We start from the raw sequence: 25,056 nt of genomic DNA on the forward strand, positions 1-25,056 counted from the left end.
GTGCGGCATCATCCGCCCTCGCATCGAGGGCAGAGATCATGCGTTCCGGACGGTTTCGTGGCTATAAGCGTCGTTATGCCATGCTGATCCTCGGCATGGCGCCACTGCTGATCGGGGCGGATGACGGCTTCGCCTCGCGTCTGCTGTCGCGACATAACGAAGAACGCGCCCGCCGCGCCATTCCTCCCCTCAGCTGGAATTCGGCGCTTGCCCGATCGGCGAGTGTTTGGGCGGAGCATCTCGCCGCCACCGGGACCTTCCATCATGCGCCGGAGAATGAGGCGGCGCCCGAGGGCGAAAACCTCTGGGCCGGCACCCCGCACCGCTTCACGCCGGAGGCGATGGTCGATGCCTGGGCGCGCGAGCAGCGCGTCTTTCGGCCCGGCCGCTTTCCCGACAACAGCATTACCGGCCGGGTGGCCGATGTCGGCCATTATACCCAGCTGATGTGGCGGGCGACCCATTCGGTCGGCTGCGCGCTGGCGCATGGCGCGCGCGAGGACGTGCTGGTCTGCCGTTACAGCGAGGCGGGCAATTACGAGGGAGAAATCCCCTTCTGACGATCGGCGCCGCGCGGTTCGGGCCGCGGCTTCAGTATGCGTTCCGGTGCAGCATCACCAGCACGGTACGCCCGATAATCGTCAGATCGGTCATCAGCGACCAGTTGTTGAGATATTCCATGTCGCTTTCGAGCCGCTTGACCAGATCGTGCTCGTTTTCGGTCGACCCGCGATAACCGCGGACCTGCGCCAGGCCGGTCAGGCCCGGCTTGATCGTATGGCGCAGCCAATAGCGGCGATCGATCTGCCAGAAGAGATTGTCGCCGGCGCGCGACCCCAAGGCGTGCGGGCGCGGGCCGACGATGCTCATGCTGCCACCCAGCACGTTGAGCAGCTGCGGCAGCTCGTCGAGGCTGGTGGCACGGATGATACGACCGACGCGCGTAACGCGCGGGTCGCCGCGCGCCGTCGAGCGATCGCCGTGGCGATCGCTCAGGTCGACGTACATGCTGCGGAACTTGAGCACTTCGAAGAGGCGGTTGGCGCGGCCCATGCGCTGCTGGCGGAACAGGATCGGGCCCGGGCTCTCCAGCCGGATCGCCAGCGCGACGATCAGCATCGCCGGCCAGAATATGAGCAGTGCAAGCGATGCGATGGCGATGTCGAAGCTGCGCTTGATCAGCCGGTTGCGCATGTCGAGCCGGCCCGACGAGACGCGCACGCCGGCCAGTCCCATGCTGAAGGCATTGCCGAGCGGTTCGATCGTATGCAGCTCGGGGATCAGCAGTTCACCGTCGCAGTCGACGCTTTTCAGATACAGCGACCAGCGATCGCGATCCTCGACGGCGCACGACACCGTGACGCGGTCGGCGCCCGCGACGATCTCCGAAAACCGGTGCAGCATTAGCGGGTCGGTAATCTCGGGGCGGATGCCGAGCTTCGTGACGTTGATGCAATGGACGTCGGGGGGCACCTTGGCGTCAAATTCGCCGTCGATGATCAGGATGCGGCAGAAGAACCGCGAACCGAGCTTGCGGATCAGCAGCGGCAGCGGCAGGCGGATCAGGGTTAGGCCGATGATCGCCAGTAGGGTGCCAGAGAAAAATGCGACGCGTGACACGTCGGTGCTGTTTCTGGCGGCGAACAGCAGCATGATCGTGGCCGCCGTGGCGCCGAGCATGGCGGTGACCGCCTTCCAGATGCTGAAGTGCCGCGCGATCAATGTCGTGTAGGAATAGGCACGGACGTAAAAGCTGGCTGCCACGAACACGGGGATGATCAGCCAATAGCTGACGGTCAGCATGTCGCGGACGTCCTGGTGCCGGATCAGATCCGACAGCGCGAAGGCCAGCGTCACGATGGCGGCATCGAGCAGCGCCAGCAGGCAATAGACCGCGACGCGAACCGATTGCGTATCGGTCCGCTCGATGCTGCCCTGATAATGGTCGCTCGCTGTCACTACTCCGTGGGCCGTCATGTGCCGGATATCTCCGCCCGCCAATCCTCAGCCGTACCCTGTCATATCGTTATCAGACCCATTCTGTCTGCGACGGGGATCACATGGATTGTACCGAATTGAAACTAAGACCTATTTTATGTTTGTAATGGACCTAAGGTCGTATTTGTCTGGTGCGGTGACACGATTTGCCGGGACGTACCGGCATGTTCGATGTTCATGCTCGAACTTTTCGGCTCGCAGGCCGCCTGAATGGTCCGCTCGCCTCAGATCATCTTGGCAAAATAGGCAATGGTACGCTCCAGCCCCTGGTCGAGGGCGACGGTCGGCTGCCAGCCAAGCACGTTCTGCGCCAGCGTGATGTCGGGGCGGCGCTGCTTGGGATCGTCCTGCGGCAGCGGCAGATAGGTGATCTCCGACTTGGAGCCGGTGATGGCGATCACCTTTTCGGCGAGTTCGCGCATCGAGAATTCGCCGGGATTGCCGATGTTGATCGGGCCGGTGACGTCGTCGCCGCTGTCCATCAGCCGCAGGAAGCCGTCGATCAGATCGTCGACATAGCAGAAGCTGCGCGTCTGCGACCCGTCGCCGTAGATCGGGATCGGCTCGCCCTTCAGCGCCGCGACGATGAAGTTCGATACGACGCGCCCGTCGGACGGATGCATGCGCGGGCCATAGGTGTTGAAGATCCGCACCACCTTGATGCGCAGATCGTGCTGGCGATGATAGTCGAAGAACAGGGTCTCGGCGCAGCGCTTGCCCTCGTCATAGCAGGAGCGCGGTCCGATCGGGTTCACATGGCCCCAATAATCCTCCCGCTGCGGGTGGACGATCGGGTCGCCATAGACCTCGCTGGTCGAGGCCTGGAAGATCTTGGCACCGGTCCGCTTGGCGAGGCCGAGCATGTTGATCGCGCCATGGACGCTGGTCTTGGTGGTCGCCACCGGATCGTGCTGGTAGTGCACCGGCGAGGCGGGACAGGCGAGATTGTAGATTTCGTCGATCTCAACGTAGAGCGGGATCGTCACGTCGTGACGCATGAACTCGAACCGCTCATGACCCAGCAAGTGCGCGATGTTCTGTTTCGTGCCGGTGAACAGATTGTCGAGGCACAACACCTCGTCACCGCGTTCGATCAAGCGGTCGATCAGATGCGAGCCGAGGAAACCCGCGCCGCCCGTCACCATCACACGCTTTCGGGCGCCATATTGCCGTGCCATCATCATTGTTCCTCTGGAGGTATTTCCTCGCCCCGTGACCGGGATGAGGAGGCTAGGCAAGTACCTTCGCGGTGCAGGCTTACGTGCCAGACGATGAAAAGCGCGTTATGGCGTTGGACGCCTGTCAGAGCGCATGCTCATTCTTCTGTTAAATCAGATAAGGAAAGTGCCGAACTGGGACGCGGCGATCGAGCCGGGCCCCATCCGCTTGGCCGTCGCCGGGCCCCATGCTAGGCTCCGAACGGAAGCCGGGCTGTACACCGGCATATTCGGCTGGGGTTGGAACACACATCATGGCGACCTTGGCATTGTCGGATCAACGGCGGTCCGGCGCATTGGCACCGCTGGTGCTGCTGGCCGGCCTCGCTCTTGTCGTCGTCCCGACCATGATCTTCGTCGCCAAGGTCAGCTGGACGACCGAAGCGGGCGCGCATGGGCCGATCGTGCTGTTCACCGGCCTGTGGCTGCTCTGGCGGCTGTGGCCGGCCGCGCAGCCGCTGGTCGCCCCGCCGCCCCTCATCCTGCCGGTGCTCGGACTGCTCGTCACCCTGCCGCTCTATCTGGTGTCGCGGATCGCCCAGATCGTCGAGATCCAGGGCTATCTGATGTATGGCGTGGTGCTGGTGACGATCTATGCGCTGATCGGCCTGCCGGCGATGCGGCGGCTGTGGTTTCCGCTGCTGTATCTCGCCTTCATGTTCCCGCTGCCCGATACTCTGGTCGCGGCGATGACCGGATCGCTCAAGACCGGCATTTCGCATGCGGCGGTCGCCCTGCTCTATCAGTTCGGCTATCCGATCGGCAGCGCCGGGGTGACCATCCAGGTCGGCCAGTTCCAGCTGCTCGTCGCGGCGGCCTGTTCGGGCCTCAATTCGATCGTCGCGCTGACCGCGATCTCGCTGTTCTACGTCTATATGCGGCACCAGGCGGACTGGCGTTATGCGCTGTTGCTGACGCTGTTCATCCTGCCGGTGGCGATCTTCACCAATTTCATCCGCGTGCTGATCCTGATCCTGCTGACCTATCATGCTGGCGATGCGATGGCGCAGGGCTTCCTGCACAATTTCGCCGGCCTGACGATGTTCAGCGTCGCCCTGCTGACGATCTTCGCCATCGACAGCGTGCTCGAACCGATCTGGCGACGCTTCATCATCCGGAAGACGGCATGACCATGACCTCACCGATCAACCGCCGCAGCATGCTGATCGGCACCGCCCTGCTCGGGGTCGGGGGCGTTGCGATGGCGCGGCAGCCCAAACCGGCCAGTGCCAGGGTCGGCAGAGAAGCACTGGATCGATTGATCCCGACGCGGATCGGCGACTGGACGTATCGCGATTCCTCCGGCCTGGTACTGCCGCCCCCCGATGCCCTGTCGGATTCGCTGTACAGCGGTCTGGTCACGCGAAACTATACCGCGCCGGATCGCCTGCCGATTATGCTGCTGGTCGCCTACAGCAACGTGCAGGACGGCATGCTCCAGGTCCACCGGCCGGAGGTCTGCTACCCGGCCGGCGGCTATCGCCTGTCACCGACCGTGGTCGAGGAGGTGCCGAACGGCATGGGCGGCAACATTCCCGCCAACACCTTTTCCGCCGATGGTGTCAGCCGGACCGAGCAGGTACTCTACTGGACGCGGATCGGCGGCTTCTTCCCGACGAGCTGGTTCGACCAGCGCGTCGCGGTGCTACGTGCCAATCTCGACGGGCTCATTCCCGACGGCGTGCTGGTGCGGGTGTCGACGCTGGCGCCCGACATGGCGAGCGCGCGGGCCGATCTGACAACGTTCGCCGCGCAGATGGTGCGCACGTCCCCGCCGGTCGCGCGCCGCTTGCTGGTCGGTGCTGCCTAGCGCTTGGACCAGAGGTCGGAGGGCTTCAGCACCACATGGATATAGCCGATCACGCCGAGGATGATCACGATGGCGACAAGGGTTTGTCCATGATTGCCGGCGTAATTGGCCAAAGCACAGCCAACGCTGGGGACGAGATATTGCCAGAGATGATCGGTCGGCTCTTCCTTGCTCGAACGCTCGAGGAAGAGAACGATCAGCCCCGCGAATAACGCCAAGGTAATCCAGTCATAGGCGGTTTCCACGTCGGCGCAGCCTTTCTGCAATGCTCGGACCGTCTTATCGTCAATGTCATGCTCTTTCTAGAGGAACGTCGATGTCCCGTTTGTCCCGCGCTCCCATTTTGGTATCCTGCGTCGCCATCGCCGTAGCGTTGAGCGGTTGTCAGAAGAAGGCGACCGGTCAGGTCGCTGCAGTCGTCAACGGCGACGAGATCACGCTGCAGGAGGTCAATGGCGCCCTGCGCAACGCCAACATCCCCGATGGCGCCGAGAAGGACAAGGCGCGCGCCGCGGTCGTCCAGCGGCTGATCGACAAGCGCCTGATCGAACAGCAGGCGAAGGCCGCCGGCACCGATCGCGATCCCGAATTCCTGACCCGCCAGCGCGAGGTCGACCAGGCGCTGCTGCTCGAATTCTATGCCAAGCGCGTCCAGGACACGTTGCGCGTTCCCGACAAGAGCGCGATCGACAAGTTCATCAGCGACCATCCGCTCAATTTCGCCGGCCGGACGATCTTCTCGGTCGACCAGATCCGCTTCCCTGCCCCGACTGATCAGTCGGTGATCGCGGGGATGAAGGATCTCCATACGCTGCAGGCGATCATGGACTATCTGACCGGCAAGGGCATCAAGTTCGATCGCGGGGCCAGCAAGGTCGACAGCGCCCAGGTGCCGCCGCAGATGATGCAGCAGGTGCTGGCGCTGCCGCCGGGCGAGCCGTTCATCGTGCCGACGCCGCAGGGCGTGGTCGCCAGCGTCATCACCGGCAAGGAGGTGCAGCCGCTCGCCCCCGAACAGGCGCAGCCGATGGCCGTGCAGATGATGCGGGCGCAGGAGCTCGACAAGGTGATCCAGCAGCGGCTGAAGGATGCCCGCGCCAAGGCGAAGATCGAATATCAGCCGGGCTTCGCCCCCGCGCAGACGACCAAGTAAGGCTTGCCGACGGCATGGCGATGCGCCTCCTCTTCGCCCTGCCGGGCTTTCATCGGTTCGATCGCGGCGCGGAAGTGGCCTTGCTCGCCGTCGCCGACCATTGCGCCCGCGCCGGCGACGCGGTGACGGTGATGGGGGCGGGCCAGGCCCGCCCCGGCACGCCCTATCTATTCCGGCACGTGCCCGCGATCGACCGCAAGCGGTTCGAGCGAATGCCCGCATTGCCGCTGCTGCGTGGCGATACGGCCTATGAGGAGGCGAGCTTCGTACCCGGCCTGGCGCGTTGTTATCGGCCGGGCGATTTCGACGCGACGGTCACCTGTTCCTATCCCTTCACCAACTGGCTGCTGCGCCGGCCGCGCTTCGGCGGTCGCCGGCCTGCGCATGTCTTCGTCACGCAGAACGGCGATTGGCCGGCAATTGCCGGGACGTCCGAATATCGCTGGTTCGGCTGCGAAGGCTTGGTCTGCACCAACCCCGATTTCTACGAGCGCAACAAGGATCGGTGGAATGCGGCGCTGATCCCCAACGGCACCGACCTCGTCCGGTTCACGCCGGGGCCGCAGGAGCGAGCGAGGCTCGGCCTGCCGGCGGAAGGGCCGATCGTGCTGATGGTCAGCGCGCTGATCGAGACCAAGCGGGTTGCGGACGGCATCCGTGCGGTGGCCGCGGTGCCGGGCGCGCATCTGGTCGTCGCCGGCGACGGCGGGCTGCGCAATGAGGTCGAGGCTCTCGCCAAGACCATGCTGCCCGGCCGCTTCACCCGATTGACGGTCGCCTCCGCTGACATGCCGGCGCTGTACCGGTCCGCCGATGTCTTCCTCCATCTGTCGCTGCTGGAATCGTTCGGCAACGTCTTCGTCGAGGCGATGGCCTGCGGCCTGCCGGTCATCGGCCACGATACGCCGCGGCTGCGCTGGATCGTCGGCGACGACGAACCTTTGGTCGACACGCAATCCCTGACGGCGGTCAGCGAGGCGATCGCGGCGACGCTCGCAGCGCGTCGCACCGCATCCGCCGAGGCCGATGCCGCGCGGATCGCCGCACGGCGTCGGCGCACCGAACAATTCGGCTGGGATCGCGTCGGCGCCGCCTATCGCCGCTTCCTTCAGGGGGTGGTGCAATGACGCTGCTGGGGACCGTCGCAGCGCTGGTAGCGGCCCTGCCGACGCTGCTGCTGACTATCTACACGGTCGAGGCGCTCGCCGGGCTGCGCCCGCTCGCCCGCCGCGAAGAGACGAGTCCGCTGCCCCGCACCGTTGTGCTGATCCCTGCGCATAACGAGGCCGCGGGGATCGCCGCAACGGTCTCGGCGCTGCGTTCGGTGACCGATCCGGCGATCGAACTCCTCGTCGTCGCCGACAATTGCAGCGACGAGACTTCGGCAGAAGCGCGCAAGGCCGGCGCGCGGGTGGTCGAACGTCACGACCCCGTGGCGCGCGGCAAGGGCTATGCGCTGGCGTTCGGCCGCGATGCCCTGGCGCTGGCCCCGCCGGACTGCGTCGTGGTGATCGATGCGGATTGTTCGGTCGCCGGCCTAGGCGTCGCGGGACTGGCGCGCGCGGCGATGGCGTCGGGTCGCGCCTGCCAGTCGTGCAATCTGCAGCGTCCCGACCTGACCGCATCGCCGACCGCGCAGATTTCGAGCTTCGCCTTTCTGGTCAAGAATCTGGTCCGGCAGCGTGGCATGGTGCGGATGGGCGGCGTCGCCGCGATGACCGGTACGGGAATGGCCGTGCCCTGGCCGTTGTTCGCCCAGGCTCCCCTCGCCAGCGCGGCGTTGGCCGAAGACATGTCGCTCGGCGTGTGGCTGACGCGCAGCGGCCGACCGCCGACCTTCGTCGAGAGCGTCGAGATCTGGAGCGACGCGGCCGCCGGGCGGGCACTGCTCACCCAGCGCAATCGCTGGGAGCGCGGCTTCCTGGCGGTCGCGCGCCACAGCGCCCTGCCGCTGATCGCGCAGGGGCTGACGCGCTTCTCGCGCAGCCGGCTGTGGCTGGGCCTGCATATCCTGGTGCCGCCGCTCGCCCTGCTGTTCGTCAGTGCCGGCGCGGCGCTGGCGGTGACGCTGCTGCTCGGCCTGATCGGTGCCGGCTGGACCGCATCGCTCGTGCTGGTGATTGGCCTGTGCATCGCCGGCTTCGCGACGGTCGCCGCCTGGGCGAGCGCCGGGCGCGAGCAGATCAGCGGCGCAGCGCTGCTGCGCACGCCGCTCTACATCGCGGCCAAGCTGCCGCTCTATCGCTCATTGCTCGGCCGCGGCGACAAGGATGGCTGGGTCCGCACACGCCGTCCGGGTGAAAGCGACGTGGGCTGACCATAGGTCAGCGCTGCCGGGCCCAGATCGCGAAGATGCGTGGTCCCTCGACCAGATAGCGGCGCCACAGGCGGCGCGGCTCGCTACCGAGGCGGAACGCCCATTCCATGCCGAGCCGCTGCATCCACAGCGGCGCGCGGCGCTTCTCGCCGATGATGAACTCGAGCGAGGCGCCGATGCACAGGCCGACGCCGCGTGACCGGCCGGCCTGGCGGCAGCGGTGCGCGGCGATCTCGCTCTGCGGCGCGCCCATCGCGAACAGCACCACATCGGCGCGCTGCTCGGCGACGAATGTTTCGATCGCCGCCATCGCCACCGGATCGCGCAACACCCCCATCGGCGGGCGCAACTGGGTGAAGGCGATGCCCGGTGCGACCTCGCGCAACGCCGCGACCAGCGTCTCCGACCCGCCGACGATCGCCACCGACCGTCCGCGCATCCGCGGATCGGCGAGCAATAAGCGGGTGAGGTCGCTGCCCGGCACCAGCGTCAGGTCGATCCCGGACAGCTTTGCCAGCCGCTGGAGGATGCGGCTGTCGCACAGCACCAGGCCGGCATCGGCATAGGCCGCGGCGAAGGCGGCACCGAGCGGATCGCCGGCGCGCTGCAACCGGTCGAGCCGGACGACATGGTCGACATTGGGGGTGACGACATAGGAGAAATGCGCCGCGTCGGCGCCGGCGAGCACCGCGTCCACCGTCTGGTCGAGCGTCAGGCGCGCGATCGGCAGGTCAAGGAACGGCACGGCCGCGTCCGTGGCGCGTCGGTCGGTCACGACAGCCGGCCGATCAGCGCGACCGGAGGCGGCGTGCCCGGCGCGGGATCGAGCCCGTAGCGGGTGCGGGCCTGCTGCGTGCCGCTGGCGACCTCGGCGCGGCAATCGCTGTCGCTACTCTTGGCGCAGATCTGGCCGTACAAGGTCCATGCCGCGCCCAATGCCGGGGAATCGAATGCGAAGCGCCGTGCGACGTCAAGTGCGCGATCGGTATCCCCCATGCGCAACAGTACAGCCGTATAAGCGCGCGCCAGCGGCAGGCTCTGCGGCAGGGCCTTGCGCCCATCTTCGAATACACGCCGCACGTCGCCCGGCTTGTTGCTGGCGGCATAGGCTCGGGCGAGGCCGAGATAGCCTTCCTCCCATTGCGGATAATCGTGGATGACGCGCTGATAGTCGACAATCGCCGTGCTGGTGTCGCGGCGGCCCAGCGCGTTGCTCGCGCGGAGCAGCAGGGCGTCGCCATTGTTAGGATCGCGCTTGAGAATCGCGTCCACCGCAGTGCGGGCCGCGGCGGTGTCGCCAGCCGCACCCACGGCGCGCGCATACAGTGCCTGAATATCGCTCGACCAACCCGTCGCCACCGGCTTGAGCAGGATGATCGCCGCCTCGGCATGACCTGTCGCGATAAAATAGCGCGCCAACGCAAGACGTGTGTCGACCGAGGCCTTGGTCGACACGTCGGCGATCTGCGCGGCGGTCAGCCCCTCCTGGTCATAGCCATAGAACAGCCGCGGCAGACGTGCCGCCTCGGCCGCGCTCAGGTTCGGCTCGGCAGCCAGTGCCGCGGCTTCGACCCGGGCATCGGCGACGCGGCCCATGCGATAGAGCGTATCGACCAGATCGAAGCGATAGTTGCGATTGTCGGGAGACAGCTGGCGGATGCGTTGCAGCGAGGCGAGGAAATCGGCCGGGCTGCCGCCGAAGCGCTGCAATTCGGCGAGCGATAGCGTCAGTTCCTGGGTCTCGCCGACCTGGCCGATCCGCTCGCGGACCATCGCCAGTGCCGCGTCGCGGTTGCCACGCAAGGCCAATGCCCGCGCCTTGAGGATCGTCGCGCCGACCTCGCGAGGATTGAGCTTCAGAATCCGGTCGCTGAACGTCAACGCACCGTCCAGATCGTTGCGGACCATGCAGATGATGCCTTTGACCAGCAAAGCACTGGTCTGATTCGGATCAAGCGCCAGGATCTTGTCGGCCGCGCTGTCCGCCTCGTTCAGGTGACCGGTCGACAGGCCGGTCTGTGCGACGCCGTTCAAGGCCTCAGGATTGGCGGCGTCGAGCGCCATCGCGTTGCTGAACGCACGATAGGCGTCGTCGCGCCGGTTGAGCGTCATCGCGATCCGGCCTTGCAGCAGATAGGCATCGGGCTGGTCGTCGCGGGCGCGGATCGATTGCCCGATCAGCGTATAGGCCTGTGCCGGCTGGCCGGCGTCGAGCAGCTGCTGCGCCTGGCTGGCGAGCGCAGCAGCCTTCTCGACGCGATTGGTGCAGGCGACAGGCGTTGCCGCAAGCAAGGCCAGACAAAGCCGGGCGATCATGGCGCTTTGGCGGTTCATACGCTGTCTCGTAACCGGACAGGAAGGTTTCGCAACTGCTCCCAAGTCCTGGTAACCTACTTTCGGCCTCGCCAGTTACCGGGAAAGATCGTAAGACCAAGACTTGCAGACAAAAAGGGGTCGCAAGAATGAAAGGTTTCTCGTGGCGGCGCTCGCTCGCGGCGACTTTGCTGGCCTGCACGGCCGCCATGCCGGTATCGGCGCAAACCGCGCCATCGGGGCCTGCCGTTACCCCGACCGCTCAGCCTCCCATCGTCCGCGCACCGGGCGTTACCCCCTATCGCATCAACCCCGGCGACGAGCTCGAAGTCTATGTCTGGGGTGAGGAGCGATTGCAGCGCGAAATTCGCGTGCTCCCCGACGGCACGATCGCGATGCCGCTGGTCGGCCAGATCTCGGTGCAGGGCCTGCTGCCCGAACAGGTTCAGGACGCCATTTCAAAGCGTCTCGCTAGCCAGTATCGTGACGCGGTGCCGCAGGTGACGGTATCGGTGAAGAACCCGGCCGGGCTGCAATTCTCGGTCGTCGGCAAGGTCAAGGCGCCGGGATCGTTCACCCCTGGCCGCTACGTCAACCTGCTCGAGGCGATCAGCCTCGCCGGCGGCCCCGCCGAATTCGCCAGCCTCGACAACATTTCAATCGTTCACAAGAACGGCACGAGCAATCGCGCACGGCTGTCGAGCGTGATGCGCAACGGCGTGCCGGCGGATGCGAACGGCGATCAGCTGATCCCGCGCATCCAGAGCGGCGACACGATCATCGTTCCGTGATGACGATGGCACGCCATAGCCGCCGCCTGCTCGGCACGTCGGGAGCGATCATCCTGCTCGATCTTGCCGTGATGGCGTCTCCCGCCGCGGCGCAGGATCGGCTGACCGCCGACGCATCGGCCAGCTTGGGGATCGCGACCAACCCGTTTCTCGAACCGGGTTCCACGCCGGTCGCGATCGGTCCGACGCTGAGCCTTCGTCCGTCATGGACCAGTGAGCGCCCGCTCACGACGCTGCGCGTAGAAGGTGATGCGCGTGCCACTTTCTACAACCGGGGCTATGGCACCAACGACAGCTTCGGCGTTCAGGGTTACGGTTCGCATAAAGTGAGTGAAACCACGACGCTCAACGCGGCGGTTGGTTACATCAATGCGATCGTCGGCACGTTCGGTGAGGCACGCGTACCGGTTGGTACGGCGTTGCCGATCGGCGCTGATCTTCCCACCCTGATAAACGATCCCGCGCTCGCGGGAGTTGGTCGGCGCCAGAAGGTGTATCAAGGGTCGGGCAACATCGTCTCGATTCTGTCACCCCGCGATCAGATCGAAGCCGGTGTTGCCGTATCCGCCAACCGCTATGGCGGCAACCTGCAAGACTTCAATTATGCAACACCTTCTGTTGCCTATTCGCGGCTGCTCGGTGAGAAATTTACCGTTGGTGCCAGCTTCGCCGTATCCTTCTCGAATTATTTGCGCACGACGATCGGTGATGCAACGGTCTACCAGCCGTCTCTGACCGTCTCGCGGAGTGTCGGTGAGCGCTGGACGTTGAATGCGTCGCTGGGTGCAGCCCTCATCAATCTGGACGAGGGACTGGGGCGGAACCGTACGACAACCGCGTTTAACGGCTCGGCCAACCTGTGCCGGCGTGATACCCGCTGGACCGCCTGTTTCAATGCTGCGCGTCAGACCGTGCCATCAGCCTTTCAAGGCGTACGGACATCGACCGTCGTTGGGACGTCGCTGGGGTACAGGGTGAACGAGGCGGATGATCTGGCGTTCGTTGGCAGCTACTCCCATGCCAGCGAGCCGCTGCAGCGCGATCTTATCGCTGTCGTACGGGATACCGCGCTCGATTTTGTGGGCGCGAATGCTAATTTCTCGCATCGGTTCAGACGCACGCTGTCGGGCTTCGTGTCTGCAGGCTATGCCAAGTCATTTGGCGATAGCATTCGCCGTGACGCCAATCTCACCGCCACCGCGGGTGTAACTTACAGGTTCAATGGACGGTAATGAAGCAGATCGACGACTATGAAGCCGAACAGGGTGGCGGCGGATCGCTGCTTGCTCATCTGCCGGCGATTATCTGGCAACGCCGTTGGTACCTGATCGTACCAGTCATCTTGTTCGCCATTGCCGGCGTAGTGGCCGCCTTTATTGTGCCGGTCCGCTATACTTCGACAGCGACGTTGCTGGTCCAGTCATCGACGCTGCCGCAGGCAGTGGCGGCGGGCAATCCCGATGACGTGATCGATCGCCGCATCGCGCGCATCCGCGAACAGGTGCTGAGCCGGCCCGAGCTGATCGAGCTCGTCAACCGTTACCAGCTCTATCCCAAGCAGCGGGCGAATGCCGCGCTGTCGGACATCGTCGACACGATGCGCAAGGCGGTGACGATCGCGCCATTGGCTGCCGAGATGCAGCAGCAGGGCAGCAACAGCAACACCATCGCCTTCACGCTGTCCTATTCGTACGAAGATCCGACCAAGGCGCAGGCCGTCGCGCAGGATCTCAGCGAGCAGGTCCTGCGTCTCGATGCGACCCAGACGACGCAGCAGGCCAGCGCCTCGGTGCAGTTCCTGTCCGACCAGGCGCGCAGCCTGCAGCAGCAGATCGCCGAGCAGGAACGCCAGATCGCCGGGATCAAGGCCGCCAATGGCTCGATCCTGTCGAGCGCCGGCGTGACGATGCTGGGCGGTGGTGGCGGTAGCTACGACGTGCAGATCGCCGCCTTGCAACGCGAGAATTCGCAGCTGCTGACCCAGCGCAATCTAACCCGTACCGCTGACGCGCGCGATCCGATCGTCGCCCAGGCCGAAGCGCAGCTGGCTGCGGCCCAGTCGGTCTATTCGGACGACCATCCGGATGTCCGCCTGGCGCGGCAGCGTCTGGCCGAAGCGAAAGCGCTCGCTCGCAAGAACGTCGACAAGGCGCCGGTCAGCGCGATCGACGAGCAGGTGGCGTTCAACAACCGTCAGATCGCCGCGCTGCGGTCGGCGCAGGCCGGCGAATCCGCGCGCGTCAATGCGACCATCGGCGCCCAGTCGCGGGCGCCGGTCGTGCAGCAGCAGATCGCGCAGCTGCAGGAGAGGCTCGATGGCCTGAACGCGCAATATAAGGGCGTGTCCGACCGCTTGTTCCAGGCACGCGCCGACGTGAAGGCCGAAAGCGAGCAGCTCGGCGAACGGCTGTCGATCGTCAACCCGCCGGTCGTGCCGGACGCACCGAGCTTCCCCAAGCGCTGGATGCTGCTCGCGGGCGGTCCCGCGGCGGGCTTCGCGCTCGGTGTGGTGCTGATGTTCCTGGTGGAATTGATCATGCGGCCGATCCGCGATCCGGCAACGCTAACGCAATTGTTCGGTGAAGCGCCGCTCGGCGTTATTCCGACCGTTTCCGCGCGCGGACTTTCTGCCAAGCGGGGCTGGTTCGGTCGCCGCAAGGCCCAGGTTTAGGATCGACACGTGACCCCATCTTCTTCGATGTACGAGCCGGGCCGGGACCTGGCCGCCGTCCCCATCCCGTCGGCGGTCGAACTGCCGGTGCTGACGCTCGACCCCGATTATCTGGCCAGCCGCAAGATCGTCGGGTTCGATTCCCGCGACATCCGTTCGCGTGCCTTCAATCTGCTGCGCTCGCAGGTCGCCAAGCGGATGGCCCGCGACGGCATGAAGGTGCTGGGCATCACCTCGGCCGCGCCCAATGCCGGCAAGTCGTTCATCTCGACCAATCTGGCCGCGGCGCTGTCGCGCATGGCGGACCGCGAGGTCTATCTGTTCGACTTCGATTTGCGGCGCGGTTCGCTCGCCCGCGAACTGGGGCTGCAGTCCGGGCGCGGTCTCGGCCTGTTCCTGGAAGGCAAGGTCACCGATCTGCGCGATATCGGGCATCGTATCGGTGAGAACGGCTTCGCCTTCTTCCCCTGCTTCGCCAGTATGGAGCGGTCCGCCGAACTGTTCAGCGGCAACGCTTTCAAGGCGCTGGCCGCGGCGATGCACGCGCTGCCCGACAATGCGATCGTGCTCTGCGATCTGCCGCCGGCCTTCGCCAATGACGATACGTCGGTGATCTGCGAAAAGCTGGACGGCTATCTGATGGTGGTCGAACAGGGCAGCACGACGCGCAAGCAGGTGACGGGCACGCGCGAGATGCTGCACCCAACCCCGTGCATCGGTACCGTCCTAAACCGCTATGACGGCGGCTGGTCGGATCCCTATGGCTATGGATACGGCAGCCAATACGGCAAATATTACGCGCAATAAGTGCGTCAGCGCTGATGCCGTCGGGTGAGCGCACGTTTCACCCGACGGGCGGTGCCGGCCAGCGTCCGTAGCACCGGCCAGCGATCGAAGAAGGCGAGATCGGCGATATCGGTACGCGACGATCGCTGATGGCCGAGCGGCGGCACCGCGAAATGCGTCGCGACCTCGGGATGGGCGCGCCGGAACCAGACATAGGCGCCGTCGATCGGCGGGTGGATGCCGGTATAGCGGAGGTCGCGCAGATAGGCGCTGACCGCCTTCGCCCCCGCGGCGCTGAACCCCATCATATGCGCGCCGATGATGTCGCTGCGCGCGAGATCCGTCGGGTCGGAGGCTTCATAGCCGCCGTAGAAGATGTCCCAGGCGTCCGACGTCGCATAATCCCTGGCATGCGGGGCGAAGTCGCAATCGTCCTCCAGGATCAGCACCGAGTCCCCTGCCGCGGCGGCTTCGGCGAGGATTTGCTTCTGGCTCAGATAGACGCCATGCGCGCCGATCGAGGTGAAATCGCCGGCATCCTTGGGGCGGATCGCCGGAAAGAAGGCGACGCGCGGATCGCCCCATAGGCCGATACGGCGCAATTCGCCTTCCATCTGCGCGGCGCGATCGCGGCGCTGGGGCAGATTGACGATGCGGATGCGATCGAATGCGTCGAAGATCATAGCGGCGCAGGCCCTTGGGACGGGGAGGCAAACAAGGCAGGCAGCGGCGCCACCGCCCGGTCGATCGCGAATTCCGCCTCGACCCGCTGCCGCGCGGCGGCCGCGAGGCGTGCGCGCAGCGCCGGGTCGGCCGCGAGCCGGGCGATGGTATCGGCGAGCCCGTGCCAGTCCGCCGGATCGAACAACAGGCCGCTCACCTCGTCGCGCACCAGTTCGGGGATGCCGGCGACGCGGGTGGCGATCACCGGAACGCCCAAAGCCATCGCTTCCATCAGCACGACGGGCAGGCCTTCCATGAAGCTCGGCAGTACCAGCACGTCCGCGGCCGCGATCGAGGCGAGCGCGGTGCGTTCGTCCTGGCGCCCGACGAAGCGGACCAGCGCCTTGACGCCGAGCTGCGTGGCCAGTGCCCGCAGCGATGCCGATTCCGGACCGTCGCCGACCAGCGTCAGTGCGATGGCGACACCGCGGTCGCGCAGCAGCGCCACGGCCTCGAGCAGGCCGGCCTGGCCCTTCTCCGGCGACAGGCGGCCGACCGCGATCAGCTGGAGCGGCTGCGGCGCGGTGTTGGCCGTATCAGCAGACGGCCGGTCGGCGGTCGGCGGCAGATCGGCAAGGTCGACGCCGCAGCGCACCAGCGACAGCTTATGCCATTGGTTGGTCGGGATCGTCCGCATCGTCTGCGCCATGCCGAAGCGCGACACGCAGGCGACGAAATCCGCCGCAGCGATCTTGTCGGCGAGCAGCAGGCCGGCGGGATAGTCGAATTCGGAAATGCCGTGGAGCGTCAGGCTCCAGTCGATGCCGGCGAAACGGCTGGCGAGCAGGCCGACGGTGGCCGCCGAATTGGCGAAATGGTTGTGGAGATGGCGGACGCCGTCCGCCTCGAGGCGTCGGGCGAGCAGGATCGCCTCGGCGAAATGGAACAGCGCCCACAAGGCCGAGCGTGCACCCGGCACGCGATGCCGCCAGGCGAGCGCGAGCGTCGTGAGATAGCGTCCGGGCCGCGACACCAGTGCCGAAAGATGCGCTTTGGCATAAGCCGGCTTGGGCTGCGCCAGCACGGTGAAGGTATCCGCCGCGGCGGCCCGGTCGAGCGGCGCTTCCAGCCCGGCGGGGGGGCGCTGGATGCTGTAGGTGACGATGTCCAGACCCAGCGCGCGCACCGCGGCGATCTCGCGCCGGATGAAGGTGTGCGACGGGGCGGGATATTGGCTGGTCAGATAGCCGATGCGCTGGGTCATTTGTACAGGATCGTCCCACCGGCCCGCCCGCGCGCGGCGCGCGCGACATAGCGGAGCGCGCCCCAGGTTTCGGCCGCCTTGGCCAGGGTCAGGAGCGCGGCGCGCTGCCACGAGGCGCGCGCGCCGGCGCCGAACCGCCCGGCCAGCCGCGCGATCTGTGCCGCGTAGATCGCGGGGGCCAGCCACCAGAGGGCGGGATGGATCGCAAGGCCGCCGACGATCGCCAGTCCCAGCGGGATCAGCGTCCAGCCGCCCGCCCGCAGCAATTCGCGCCGATAGAGCGGGTGCGGATGCGCGCGCGTCGTCTGCCAGGCCTGCGCATAGCCGAAGCCGCTGCGCACCGCGCGGCGCCAATATTGCGCCAGATGGGTCATCGCGGCGTCGTGGATCGTCATTGTCTCATCGAGGCGCCGGATCCGCCACCCAGCCCGGCCCAGCCGCGCGCAGAGTTCGGGCTCCTCCCCCGCGATCAGCGTCGGATCGAAGCCGCCGACCGCCTGATAGGCGGTGATGCGGACCAGCGAATCGCCACCACAGGCGGCCGCGTCGCCGATCGGCGTATCCCATTCGATGTCCGCCAGACGATTGTAGAGCGAGGCCTCGAGCCGCCGTTCGCGCCGGCGCCCGCAGGCGACGGCATAGTCAGGCGCGGCTTCCAGGAAATGCCGGGCCGCCGCGATCCAGCCGGGCGCGAGCGCGCAGTCGCCGTCGATGAACTGGATGTAGCGCAGGGCGGGATGGGCGGCGATCAGCGCCATCGCGCCTTCGTGCCGCGCCCGCGCCGCGGTGAACGGCTGCGCCAGGTCGAGATCCCATACCTGCGCGCCGGCACTGCGCGCTGCGGCTTGGCTACCGTCCGTCGACGCGCTGTCGACATAGATTATCGGCAATCCGAGCGGGGCGATCGAGCGCAGACAGGCGATCAGGCGCTCGCCCTCGTTGCGTCCGATCAGCACGATGCCGACGTCCGCCATACCGCCGTCTTTGACCGTCGCTACCATGCCGGCGTCGTCCCACCTGTCGTCAACGCCAGTCCCCTTCCGCCGCACATGCGCCGCGGTCGCGCGTGCTCTGCACTATATGCCATGGGCTTCTTAGCAAAATGATGATCTTCCGGCGATACAGCCTCACCTGGCAAGCCCGATCAGACAAAGGCGTCCCGGTCGGTATCAGCGAGGTTCGATGTACATACATCTTCCGACAGAATGCCTGATCCTGTTAGGTCGCGCGCGCCCTGTCATGGTGTCTGATGCTTACGCTGTGGCAAAGCCTGTCGCATAGGCTAAGTGCTTGTCTTTACGACATCGATCATGCACCGCGCGACCCCGGCGACGTCTCGGTACGTCAACGATTGATCGCGTCGGCTGGGAAAGGCGAAGCGCCGTTGATACGTCCTGTCGCATCCGCGCTGATGCAGGCCGGTGACGGTGCCGAAAGGTTCAACGTCGGGCGGCGCCAGCCTCGCCGTGCAGCGGGCGAACATGAGGTACGGGGGATAGAACGCTGATTGGTACGAGCGACCCGACGTTGCGGTCTATTGATCGCAATGAGAGTCTACCCGACAGATGGGATGGTCTTGACCGACGGATCCGTCGGTCGCGGGGAGGGTATTGGTGCACCCAGAACCGCTCCATCCCAGGCGTGTCGCCACGACCGACCGTCATGCACCGAATCCTAAACCGGCGCCCGGGCTGGTCTGCTTTTGCGAAAGAAGCCTGTCATCGGATCGTGCTGCGCGACGTCGCTGAACGAACGATCACCCGCAACAGGTGGTTCATCGCATGGAACGAGGACAGTACGCCTTCAATGACACAGAAATCGTTAAACGCTTTCGATACACCGGCATTTCGTATGGATGCTACCGCTGAGTTCGATGGCGGCTCCCTGCTCGACATGAACGGCCATACCCTGTCGTCCAGCGGTCGATGATCCCGATCATGCCTGTTCCAGTGCATGTCGAAAATCGTTCGATCGGTAGCGGCATGAAGCTGCATTCAATCCAATGCATGCGGTTCATCGCGGCGACGATCGTGGTGATCTATCATGCCTATGTTAGTTTCGTGCCATCGGCACTCACTGCACCAGCGGTTGGCGCCGCGTATATATTTGGGTTTGGCAAGGTCGGCGTACATATCTTTTTCGTAATCAGTGGCTACATCATGTACCTGACCAGCTTCGGTCGTCCTGGCCGATTTCGGACGGGGCAATTCTTCCTGCGGCGGGTGGTGCGTATCTATCCAATCTACTGGATATTCGTTGCGCTCTATCTAACGACTATGACAATAATCGGCATCAGACCGGCCCTGTCGATGACCCAATTGCTCGGTGCGCTCGCATTGGTGCCGCCTTATGCTCCATTAGTCATCGGTCCGGCATGGACCTTGGCTTACGAAGTCTATTTCTATATCGCATTCGGCCTGATCATGGTCTTGGGTGCATTACGGGGAACCGTTGTTCTGACTGCCGTATTCATCGGCAGCATTGCACTGGGTGTGCTGCTGCGCCCCGAACATCCATTGGTTGCGATGGCAACGAACGGGCTGTTGCTGGAATTCTGCATGGGCGTGTGGGTCGCGCGCCTCACCACCTGTCACACCCAGCCCCTTGGCGTCGGACTGCTGGCCGTGACGGGCGCCGTGTGTCTCTACGGCGCAGGACTGATCTTGGGCTACGGCCAATTGCCGAGTGCGCTAACCTGGGGGGTGCCGAGCGCCCTGCTGGTCGCCGGAGTGGTAATCCTGGATCAGCGTGGGCATACCGGCGTGATGCGGCGGTTCAGCTGGCTGGGGGACAGCTCCTATGTCCTATACCTTTGCCATATCTTGCTGATCGAAATCGTCATGGCGCTGTTGCGAACGACCGGACTGATGCCGCTGCTGTTGGTACAGATGATCGCGACCACGATCGGATGCATCGTATTCGCCGCCCTGTTCCATGTCGTAATCGAGCGGCCGCTGACGACTATCCTGCACCGCGCCATATCGCCGCGGAGGACCATCGCTGGATCAGGTAAGGACGCTACGGATCATCATATACCCTGCACGGCCTTACGGAGAGACCGCTGACGCCGCCTTGCCAGCGGACGCTCTATGAAAACGTACATCGCTGCGGCCCACGCGAAGGCCAGTAGATAGGCGGTCGGCACCGACCACAATCCCAGAGACCGCGTCGCCACGAGCATCGGCATGTGAACGAGATACAGGGTGTAGGAGAGAAGTGCGACGATGCGCAGCCAGCGCTGGTCCAAAAGGCGTGCGACAATGCCGCGCGCCTGGATCGCGGCGCTGAACAGGACGAACAGCGCCGCGCCCTGCAGCGTGTAGCGGATGGTCTCGCGGAACGCAGGCGCGCGGATCGCCAGGGTCAGCGCGATGACGAGCAGCGCTGCGGCGACATGCATCGGGCGAGGACGCCAGGCCTCTTCGTCGAGCATCGGATTCTGCCAGACGGCGAGCACGGCGCCGAAGATGATCGAATCGATCCGAGTGTGCGACCAGTAATAGATCTCGCCTTCCCCGATTATCGCGAATGTCGCGATCCGAACCAACAGGGTCAGCAGGCAGATCGCACCGAGCATGCGGGCGATGCGCGAACCCCGCCATAGCGCCAGTGCCGCGAAACAGGCCGGGAAGAGCAGGTAGAAATGCTCTTCGACGTCGAGCGACCACAAGGGGATCGGCGTCGACGACGGCAGGCCTAGTACCCCGGCATAATTGGTCAGGAACAGCGTATCCAGCGCCAGATTGACTGGCGTCACCGCGACATTGATGATCCCGATCAGGGCGAGTGCGACGACCAGCGCCAACGTCAGGTACAGCGGCGGCAGGATACGCAGGACGCGGCGCATGTAGAAGGCGGGCAGATTGATGCGGCCGTTCCGGCCATATTCGATCCGGAGCAGGGTGGTGATGAGATAGCCGCTCAGAAAGAAGAAGATGGTAACGCCGAAACCACCCGGGATAAAGCGGCCCAGGCCGGCGTGTGACACCATGACAATCAGGATGGCGAGTGCGCGCAGACCGTCGATACCCGGGATGCGGGATACGGACATCCCCTTGCCGGCACCGGTCACGACACGTTGCTGCGGCGGCCGGGCCTCGTCAAGGACAGCAGCCATCCCCCTGTTTTTACTGTTCGTCATTCAGCAAATCTTATCAGTCCGTCGCTAGCAAAACGTCAATAACCGAACCGACCCGCCCTTGCGGTCGGATGGAGTTTTGACGATGCGAGCGTGCCTGCGACTGACGAACTTGCGTTTTCCATCCGCCGGTCGGGTATCGATGGTGGCGCTGGCTCTCGGATTGTCCGCATGTGGCACCGATACGTCGTCGGCTGGCATGCCGGTGAGTGTCGTTCCGGCAGGGACGACGTCCAGCCCGACGCCTGCGCCGACGCCGACTCCCGCGCCAACATCGGCCGCCCCGACACCTGCGCCGTCTCCGACGCCTGCGCCGTCTCCGACGCCCACCTCGTCGCCAACACCAGCGACGTCACGCAGCTCGCTCGTCTTGTCCGAGGGGGATTCGATCTCGGTCTTCTGGGGTGGCAGCCACACCGGCATCTACGCCGCCCTGCATCCGAATGTGCCGTTCGCCGGCAAGGCGGTCGGTGGCAGCCGCATCAGCGACAGCAACGGCAACGGCCTTGTTCAACGGCTGACCACCGATCTCGCGCTGCAACCTGGCTATGTCACGATCCTGATCGGGGCGAACGATCTGGGCGACGGTAATTATGCCTCCGCCGACCTGTGGCTCAATGCCCTTTGGGCTTATGTGGCAACCGTTCGCGCAAGCGGCGCTAAAGTTGCGGTGGGTACGGTGTTACCGATCTGCGTGGCCGGTTTTCCGCAATATGTCGCAACCCACAATGCGCGACGCGCCATCGTGAACCCTGCTATTCGTCAGGCCGTCGGAACCCGTATCGATGCCGTGATCGACTTTGCGGCGGATCCGGACATGGGGCCTGACACGGCCGCTTGTGATACACGCTGGTACAAGGATGGTCTGCATCCGACTGATGGTGCCAACGATTTCACGGGCGGTCAGGGGCGTATGGCACGGATATACAGCGATGCATTGGACAAATTCATAAAGTGATCGCTCAACCACGGGCGCCTCGCTATGGCAACGCCGCCGAGGCGTTGGGGCGGAGTTGGTCATCGTGATGCGTATCATTGGGTTGGCGGTATTCGTCTTCTCCCTACCGCTTTTTTACGTCCTCATGAATGGATCGCCTGCGATCCGTCGTTATGGCTGGTTTGCGATCGGCTTGGCACCGTTCGTCATCGGCTATTTTCACCTTGAGGTGTCCATCGTATCGTGGGCGTTCTGGCCTGGATATGTGAAGGGCATAATTGTATCGCTGCTCGATTCCCTGTCGATCGCGATCCTGTTGACGACTCGTGCGGCGCCAGGAACGAAGTACTTGCTATTGGCCTATATCGGCTATTTCTTGGCAAGTGCTGTCGCAAGCCTGTTCGCGACACCGCTGGTGGCGTCCCTGATGTTCTCTTGGCAACTTGCGCGCGCAATCCTGGTCTTTGCCGCGGTAGCTCGTGTTGCTCGCCATCCTGAAGGCGCTAAGCAGATCATCGGTGGGCTATCTGCTGGTATTGCTTTCCAGGCGGTCTTTTCGATCATCCAACGCTTCGAGGGCGTTACGCAGGCGAGCGGGACGTTCGGCCACCAGAACCTGCTAGGGTTGGCAAGCCACTTCGCGTTGTTGCTGTCCCTGGCCTCCATGATGGCCGGGGATCGGCGATGGTTGCCGGTAATCGGTGTTGTCGGAGGTGGTATCGCCGTCATGCTGACCGGATCACGTGCGACGACCGGCTTGGCCGGTGCGGGCCTGGTTGCCCTCGTCATCTTGTCGCTGCTCCGTCACCGTACAGCGTTCAAGATGCGGGTTGCGGGGATCGGCTTTGCCGTTCTGCTCGTCGGGGCACCGGTTGCCCTTTTCACCCTACAACATCGGTTTGCGGTACAGTCCGATAGCGGGGACTATGACGAACGGCGTGCGTTCGAAACCGCGGCGCGTGCGATGTGGGCGGACCATCCGATGGGAGTTGGAGCCAATCAATATGTGGTGAAGGCGAATACGGGCGGGTATTCCAATCGTGCCGGTGTCGCTTGGGTATCCGCGTCACGGAACGCCAACGTTCACAACACCTATCTGCTGATCGGCGCCGAGACCGGATACCTCGGCCTCGTCAGCTTCCTTGTGCTATTCGGACTGGCGATCGTGTCGGCGCTGCGCCTGGCTTGGTCGCGCCCGCGTCGTCCTAATGGTGAAATCGCGCTCGGCGCAGCGGTGACGCTGATCGTCGTAGCGCTGCACTGCCTGTACGAATGGGTGTTCGTCACCTGGATCATCCAGTATCTCTTCGCGATCACGTTGGGCCTGATTGCAGGACTAAGTGCCGAGCGGCGCACCACCCTGCGCCGTCGCCGGGAGCATCATGATCCCGGCGCTACGCCGGAAGGCATGACGGCATCATCTGTCGCCCTGCCTCGACCAGCATGATCGGCTGCGAGGCACGCCGGTTATCCGTGCAGTTCCATGCCATAGTTCCACCAGACGGAGAGCGACGGTACTAGGCCGACCGCGGTGAACAGCACGCGCCAGCCGACGATCATCGCCGCGATCGCCAGCGTCAGCAACACATCCTGACGGAGGAAGGATACGCCCCGCGCGCGCTGCGACAGGGTCTGAAAGGCGTACCGGATGAAGTCCGCCGATGCGATCACGAACAAGGCGGCGACCATGCCGTCATAATGGAGCGCGATCGGCAGGCCTGCGCAGGTGAAGAGGAACTTCGCACAATTGGCCAGCGCGGTCTGAGCGGGTCGCTGTGTGCCCATCAGCACCGCGTCTCCCAACGTTGCCAAGATTGAAAACCAGATGCTGGCGAGCAGGACGGGCAGCATGAACGCCGCAGCATGATAACGCGGGTCGTAGAGTAGCAGGATAATCCGGTCGGATCCTGCAGCAGCGATGCTTAATCCGCCGGCGATCAGCAGCAGCAGGCGTCCACGCGCAGGCGCCAGGATCTGGCGGAGCGCCACACCATCCTGTCGCGTCGCGGCGATCTTAGGATAGATGATCATGTCGCCAATGCGCTGGACCAACTGTCCCGCCGCATCCGAGAAGGTGCGGGCGACGCCATAGATCCCTAATATGGCGAACGGCACCGCCTTGGCAAAGTAGAGGCGGTCATAATTCATCGCCAAGAAGTAGATCAAAGAGGATAGAAAGACCCATTTCCCGAACGACGTGATTTGCCCGACGCAGCGCCGGTCGAGTCGTAGCTTCAGGACGCCGCGTGGCATTAAGATATGCGTGACGATCGTCTGCAGCGTTGATGTAAAAATGAGACCAATAAACAAGGCCCAGATTGTCGGGGTATAGAGCGCCAGTCCGACATTGATGACGAGGGACCCCGTGGCCAGAAAAATATCGGACAGAGCGTAGGTTCTCACCTCGCCATGCTTGAGCATCAGAAAACGAGATGGTGCTTGGAGACCGGACAGGATGAACAGAATGGACATCAACGGTACAAGCACGGTCAGTTCGGGGCGATCATAAATCCGCACGACCGGCCCAGCGAACACTAGGGCCAATAGACCCAAGACAAATCCGCGGATCACTTGCAGCGTAAAAGCGGTGTTGAAGAACGTCGGTTCGTCGCCGCGCGGGTTGCTGATGATATTGTGCGAGATGCCGATGTCCGACAACAGCTCGAGGCCGGTACGCAACGTGTTGATGATCAGCATGATGCCGAACAGCTGCGGTGCGAGCAGCTTGGCGAGAACGACATTGGTGGCGAGGCGCATGACCTGACTGAAGGCGTAGGATCCCGTCACCCATCCGACCTGCTGCAGCGCCGCGATCCGTGGGATGCGGGCCAGTATTCGGGCGAACCAGCGCGGCGGGATCGTGTCGTCTGCAGGGGGGGCAACGATTTCCGCGGCACCATCGCTGCCGATCGCGCCGCTCGGTTCCTGTGTCATGATGGTCGCCGCACTCCGCAGGTCATGCCGGACGGATGTCGCCTGCCTATCTGCCCCTATCCGT

The 25,056-nt window shown here is 64.5% G+C and carries 25 protein-coding genes; 14 read left to right on the forward strand and 11 right to left on the reverse strand.

The features are described from left to right. Nucleotides 1–38: 38 nt before the first annotated feature. Nucleotides 39–560: a CAP domain-containing protein gene (locus D9601_RS18075; RefSeq protein ID WP_198355483.1), complete on the forward strand. Its 522-nt coding sequence runs from the start codon at nucleotides 39–41 to the stop codon at nucleotides 558–560. A gap of 31 nt (nucleotides 561–591) precedes the next feature. Here the strand turns inward: D9601_RS18075 and D9601_RS18080 are convergent, their stop codons facing one another. Together D9601_RS18080 and D9601_RS18085 are read right to left on the reverse strand one after the other, a co-directional pair. Beyond that, entirely contained in the window at nucleotides 592–1,977 is a 1,386-nt protein-coding gene (locus tag D9601_RS18080; RefSeq protein ID WP_198355484.1) for a sugar transferase, read from the reverse strand. A gap of 245 nt (nucleotides 1,978–2,222) precedes the next feature. Further along, entirely contained in the window at nucleotides 2,223–3,179 is a 957-nt protein-coding gene (locus tag D9601_RS18085; protein WP_198355485.1) for a UDP-glucuronic acid decarboxylase family protein, read from the reverse strand. A gap of 290 nt (nucleotides 3,180–3,469) precedes the next feature. Here D9601_RS18085 and xrtV point away from each other — a divergent pair, with 290 nt between their 5' ends. Both xrtV and epsI read left to right on the forward strand, forming a co-directional pair. Next, nucleotides 3,470–4,345: an exosortase V gene (xrtV, locus tag D9601_RS18090; RefSeq protein WP_198355486.1), complete on the forward strand. Its 876-nt coding sequence runs from the start codon at nucleotides 3,470–3,472 to the stop codon at nucleotides 4,343–4,345. Further along, nucleotides 4,342–5,025 (forward strand): exosortase-associated protein EpsI, V-type, encoded by a 684-nt coding sequence (epsI, locus tag D9601_RS18095; RefSeq protein WP_198355487.1) that lies wholly within the window; start codon nucleotides 4,342–4,344, stop codon nucleotides 5,023–5,025. Before xrtV ends, epsI begins: the two co-directional genes overlap by 4 nt. Here the strand turns inward: epsI and D9601_RS18100 are convergent. Then, nucleotides 5,022–5,270 carry an XrtV sorting system accessory protein gene (locus D9601_RS18100; RefSeq protein WP_198355488.1) on the reverse strand — a complete coding sequence of 83 codons (249 nt, stop codon included), beginning with the start codon at nucleotides 5,268–5,270 and terminating at the stop codon, nucleotides 5,022–5,024. The genes epsI and D9601_RS18100 overlap by 4 nt on opposite strands. Before the next feature lie 71 nt (nucleotides 5,271–5,341). Between D9601_RS18100 and D9601_RS18105 the strand changes: the two genes are divergently transcribed. From D9601_RS18105 to D9601_RS18115, 3 genes are read left to right on the forward strand one after another with little or no spacing between them, the layout of a single operon-like run. Next, nucleotides 5,342–6,178, forward strand: a complete 837-nt coding sequence (locus tag D9601_RS18105) for an EpsD family peptidyl-prolyl cis-trans isomerase (protein WP_269769693.1) — start codon at nucleotides 5,342–5,344, stop codon at nucleotides 6,176–6,178. A 14-nt stretch (nucleotides 6,179–6,192) separates the two neighbouring features. Then, nucleotides 6,193–7,305 carry a glycosyltransferase family 4 protein gene (locus D9601_RS18110; RefSeq protein ID WP_198355490.1) on the forward strand — a complete coding sequence of 371 codons (1,113 nt, stop codon included), beginning with the start codon at nucleotides 6,193–6,195 and terminating at the stop codon, nucleotides 7,303–7,305. Further along, nucleotides 7,302–8,495: a glycosyltransferase family 2 protein gene (locus tag D9601_RS18115; RefSeq protein WP_232474390.1), complete on the forward strand. Its 1,194-nt coding sequence runs from the start codon at nucleotides 7,302–7,304 to the stop codon at nucleotides 8,493–8,495. Before D9601_RS18110 ends, D9601_RS18115 begins: the two co-directional genes overlap by 4 nt. A 7-nt stretch (nucleotides 8,496–8,502) precedes the next feature. Here the strand turns inward: D9601_RS18115 and D9601_RS18120 are convergent, their stop codons facing one another. After that, entirely contained in the window at nucleotides 8,503–9,270 is a 768-nt protein-coding gene (locus D9601_RS18120) for a WecB/TagA/CpsF family glycosyltransferase (protein WP_198355491.1), read from the reverse strand. Continuing rightward, nucleotides 9,267–10,811: a tetratricopeptide repeat protein gene (locus tag D9601_RS18125; RefSeq protein WP_198355492.1), complete on the reverse strand. Its 1,545-nt coding sequence runs from the start codon at nucleotides 10,809–10,811 to the stop codon at nucleotides 9,267–9,269. The genes D9601_RS18120 and D9601_RS18125 overlap by 4 nt, the downstream gene beginning before the upstream one ends. 146 nt (nucleotides 10,812–10,957) lie before the next feature. Here D9601_RS18125 and D9601_RS18130 point away from each other — a divergent pair, with 146 nt between their 5' ends. Genes D9601_RS18130 through D9601_RS18145 form a run of 4 tightly spaced genes read left to right on the forward strand, consistent with a single transcriptional unit; the run spans nucleotide 10,958 to nucleotide 15,077 of the window. Continuing rightward, the gene (locus D9601_RS18130; RefSeq protein WP_198355493.1) at nucleotides 10,958–11,599 is read left to right on the forward strand and encodes a polysaccharide biosynthesis/export family protein; all 642 of its coding nucleotides are present in this window, start codon (nucleotides 10,958–10,960) and stop codon (nucleotides 11,597–11,599) included. Continuing rightward, nucleotides 11,599–12,831 (forward strand): hypothetical protein, encoded by a 1,233-nt coding sequence (locus tag D9601_RS18135; protein ID WP_232474391.1) that lies wholly within the window; start codon nucleotides 11,599–11,601, stop codon nucleotides 12,829–12,831. The genes D9601_RS18130 and D9601_RS18135 overlap by 1 nt, the downstream gene beginning before the upstream one ends. Further along, the gene (locus D9601_RS18140) at nucleotides 12,831–14,270 is read left to right on the forward strand and encodes a GumC family protein (protein WP_198355495.1); all 1,440 of its coding nucleotides are present in this window, start codon (nucleotides 12,831–12,833) and stop codon (nucleotides 14,268–14,270) included. Before D9601_RS18135 ends, D9601_RS18140 begins: the two co-directional genes overlap by 1 nt. Nucleotides 14,271–14,279: 9 nt before the next feature. Next, nucleotides 14,280–15,077, forward strand: a complete 798-nt coding sequence (locus tag D9601_RS18145; protein ID WP_198355496.1) for a CpsD/CapB family tyrosine-protein kinase — start codon at nucleotides 14,280–14,282, stop codon at nucleotides 15,075–15,077. A 5-nt stretch (nucleotides 15,078–15,082) separates the two neighbouring features. On the opposite strand, the gene D9601_RS18150 is transcribed toward D9601_RS18145, so the two are convergent. The 3 genes from D9601_RS18150 to D9601_RS18160 are packed head-to-tail and all read right to left on the reverse strand — an operon-like array spanning nucleotide 15,083 to nucleotide 17,984. Continuing rightward, a complete protein-coding gene (locus tag D9601_RS18150; RefSeq protein ID WP_198355497.1) occupies nucleotides 15,083–15,739 on the reverse strand; it encodes a hypothetical protein in 657 nt (218 codons plus the stop codon). Then, complete coding sequence (locus D9601_RS18155; RefSeq protein ID WP_198355498.1) at nucleotides 15,736–16,983, reverse strand: glycosyltransferase family 4 protein; 1,248 nt, start codon at nucleotides 16,981–16,983, stop codon at nucleotides 15,736–15,738. The genes D9601_RS18150 and D9601_RS18155 overlap by 4 nt, the downstream gene beginning before the upstream one ends. Continuing rightward, a complete protein-coding gene (locus D9601_RS18160) occupies nucleotides 16,980–17,984 on the reverse strand; it encodes a glycosyltransferase (RefSeq protein WP_198355499.1) in 1,005 nt (334 codons plus the stop codon). The genes D9601_RS18155 and D9601_RS18160 overlap by 4 nt, the downstream gene beginning before the upstream one ends. 727 nt (nucleotides 17,985–18,711) lie before the next feature. Here D9601_RS18160 and D9601_RS18165 point away from each other — a divergent pair. Beyond that, a complete protein-coding gene (locus D9601_RS18165; protein WP_198355500.1) occupies nucleotides 18,712–18,912 on the forward strand; it encodes a hypothetical protein in 201 nt (66 codons plus the stop codon). Further along, complete coding sequence (locus D9601_RS18170; protein WP_198355501.1) at nucleotides 18,909–20,048, forward strand: acyltransferase family protein; 1,140 nt, start codon at nucleotides 18,909–18,911, stop codon at nucleotides 20,046–20,048. Before D9601_RS18165 ends, D9601_RS18170 begins: the two co-directional genes overlap by 4 nt. Here D9601_RS18170 and D9601_RS18175 read toward each other — a convergent pair. Next, the gene (locus tag D9601_RS18175; RefSeq protein ID WP_198355502.1) at nucleotides 20,012–21,100 is read right to left on the reverse strand and encodes an acyltransferase family protein; all 1,089 of its coding nucleotides are present in this window, start codon (nucleotides 21,098–21,100) and stop codon (nucleotides 20,012–20,014) included. The genes D9601_RS18170 and D9601_RS18175 overlap by 37 nt on opposite strands. A 48-nt stretch (nucleotides 21,101–21,148) precedes the next feature. Continuing rightward, on the reverse strand, nucleotides 21,149–21,544 hold the full coding sequence (locus D9601_RS18180) for a hypothetical protein (protein WP_198355531.1): 396 nt from the start codon (nucleotides 21,542–21,544) through the stop codon (nucleotides 21,149–21,151). Between D9601_RS18180 and D9601_RS18185 the strand changes: the two genes are divergently transcribed. Together D9601_RS18185 and D9601_RS18190 are read left to right on the forward strand one after the other, a co-directional pair. Next, nucleotides 21,492–22,079: an SGNH/GDSL hydrolase family protein gene (locus D9601_RS18185; protein ID WP_198355503.1), complete on the forward strand. Its 588-nt coding sequence runs from the start codon at nucleotides 21,492–21,494 to the stop codon at nucleotides 22,077–22,079. The two genes, D9601_RS18180 and D9601_RS18185, sit on opposite strands and share 53 nt — an antisense overlap. Before the next feature lie 67 nt (nucleotides 22,080–22,146). Beyond that, nucleotides 22,147–23,505: an O-antigen ligase family protein gene (locus D9601_RS18190; protein ID WP_232474400.1), complete on the forward strand. Its 1,359-nt coding sequence runs from the start codon at nucleotides 22,147–22,149 to the stop codon at nucleotides 23,503–23,505. 20 nt (nucleotides 23,506–23,525) lie between these two features. On the opposite strand, the gene D9601_RS18195 is transcribed toward D9601_RS18190, so the two are convergent. Next, complete coding sequence (locus D9601_RS18195) at nucleotides 23,526–24,992, reverse strand: oligosaccharide flippase family protein (protein WP_198355505.1); 1,467 nt, start codon at nucleotides 24,990–24,992, stop codon at nucleotides 23,526–23,528. Between the last annotated feature and the right edge of the window lie 64 nt (nucleotides 24,993–25,056).

It is taken from the genome of Sphingomonas sp. MA1305 (assembly GCF_016107325.1).
In the GTDB taxonomy this organism is placed as follows: Bacteria; Pseudomonadota; Alphaproteobacteria; order Sphingomonadales; family Sphingomonadaceae; genus Sphingomonas.

Coding starts and splice junctions, on each gene's coding strand:
- D9601_RS18115 (WP_232474390.1), top strand. CDS start 7,302: ATGACGCTGCTGGGGACCGTCGCAGCGCTGGTAGCGGCCCTGCCGACG.
- D9601_RS18180 (WP_198355531.1), bottom strand. CDS start 21,544: ATGCCGGTGTGGCTGCCACCCCAGAAGACCGAGATCGAATCCCCCTCG.
- epsI (WP_198355487.1), top strand. CDS start 4,342: ATGACCATGACCTCACCGATCAACCGCCGCAGCATGCTGATCGGCACC.
- xrtV (WP_198355486.1), top strand. CDS start 3,470: ATGGCGACCTTGGCATTGTCGGATCAACGGCGGTCCGGCGCATTGGCA.
- D9601_RS18130 (WP_198355493.1), top strand. CDS start 10,958: ATGAAAGGTTTCTCGTGGCGGCGCTCGCTCGCGGCGACTTTGCTGGCC.
- D9601_RS18150 (WP_198355497.1), bottom strand. CDS start 15,739: ATGATCTTCGACGCATTCGATCGCATCCGCATCGTCAATCTGCCCCAG.
- D9601_RS18075 (WP_198355483.1), top strand. CDS start 39: ATGCGTTCCGGACGGTTTCGTGGCTATAAGCGTCGTTATGCCATGCTG.
- D9601_RS18140 (WP_198355495.1), top strand. CDS start 12,831: ATGAAGCAGATCGACGACTATGAAGCCGAACAGGGTGGCGGCGGATCG.
- D9601_RS18155 (WP_198355498.1), bottom strand. CDS start 16,983: ATGACCCAGCGCATCGGCTATCTGACCAGCCAATATCCCGCCCCGTCG.
- D9601_RS18110 (WP_198355490.1), top strand. CDS start 6,193: ATGGCGATGCGCCTCCTCTTCGCCCTGCCGGGCTTTCATCGGTTCGAT.
- D9601_RS18170 (WP_198355501.1), top strand. CDS start 18,909: ATGATCCCGATCATGCCTGTTCCAGTGCATGTCGAAAATCGTTCGATC.
- D9601_RS18160 (WP_198355499.1), bottom strand. CDS start 17,984: ATGGTAGCGACGGTCAAAGACGGCGGTATGGCGGACGTCGGCATCGTG.
- D9601_RS18195 (WP_198355505.1), bottom strand. CDS start 24,992: ATGACACAGGAACCGAGCGGCGCGATCGGCAGCGATGGTGCCGCGGAA.
- D9601_RS18135 (WP_232474391.1), top strand. CDS start 11,599: ATGACGATGGCACGCCATAGCCGCCGCCTGCTCGGCACGTCGGGAGCG.
- D9601_RS18085 (WP_198355485.1), bottom strand. CDS start 3,179: ATGATGGCACGGCAATATGGCGCCCGAAAGCGTGTGATGGTGACGGGC.
- D9601_RS18125 (WP_198355492.1), bottom strand. CDS start 10,811: ATGATCGCCCGGCTTTGTCTGGCCTTGCTTGCGGCAACGCCTGTCGCC.
- D9601_RS18190 (WP_232474400.1), top strand. CDS start 22,147: ATGCGTATCATTGGGTTGGCGGTATTCGTCTTCTCCCTACCGCTTTTT.
- D9601_RS18105 (WP_269769693.1), top strand. CDS start 5,342: ATGTCCCGTTTGTCCCGCGCTCCCATTTTGGTATCCTGCGTCGCCATC.
- D9601_RS18175 (WP_198355502.1), bottom strand. CDS start 21,100: ATGGCTGCTGTCCTTGACGAGGCCCGGCCGCCGCAGCAACGTGTCGTG.
- D9601_RS18080 (WP_198355484.1), bottom strand. CDS start 1,977: ATGACGGCCCACGGAGTAGTGACAGCGAGCGACCATTATCAGGGCAGC.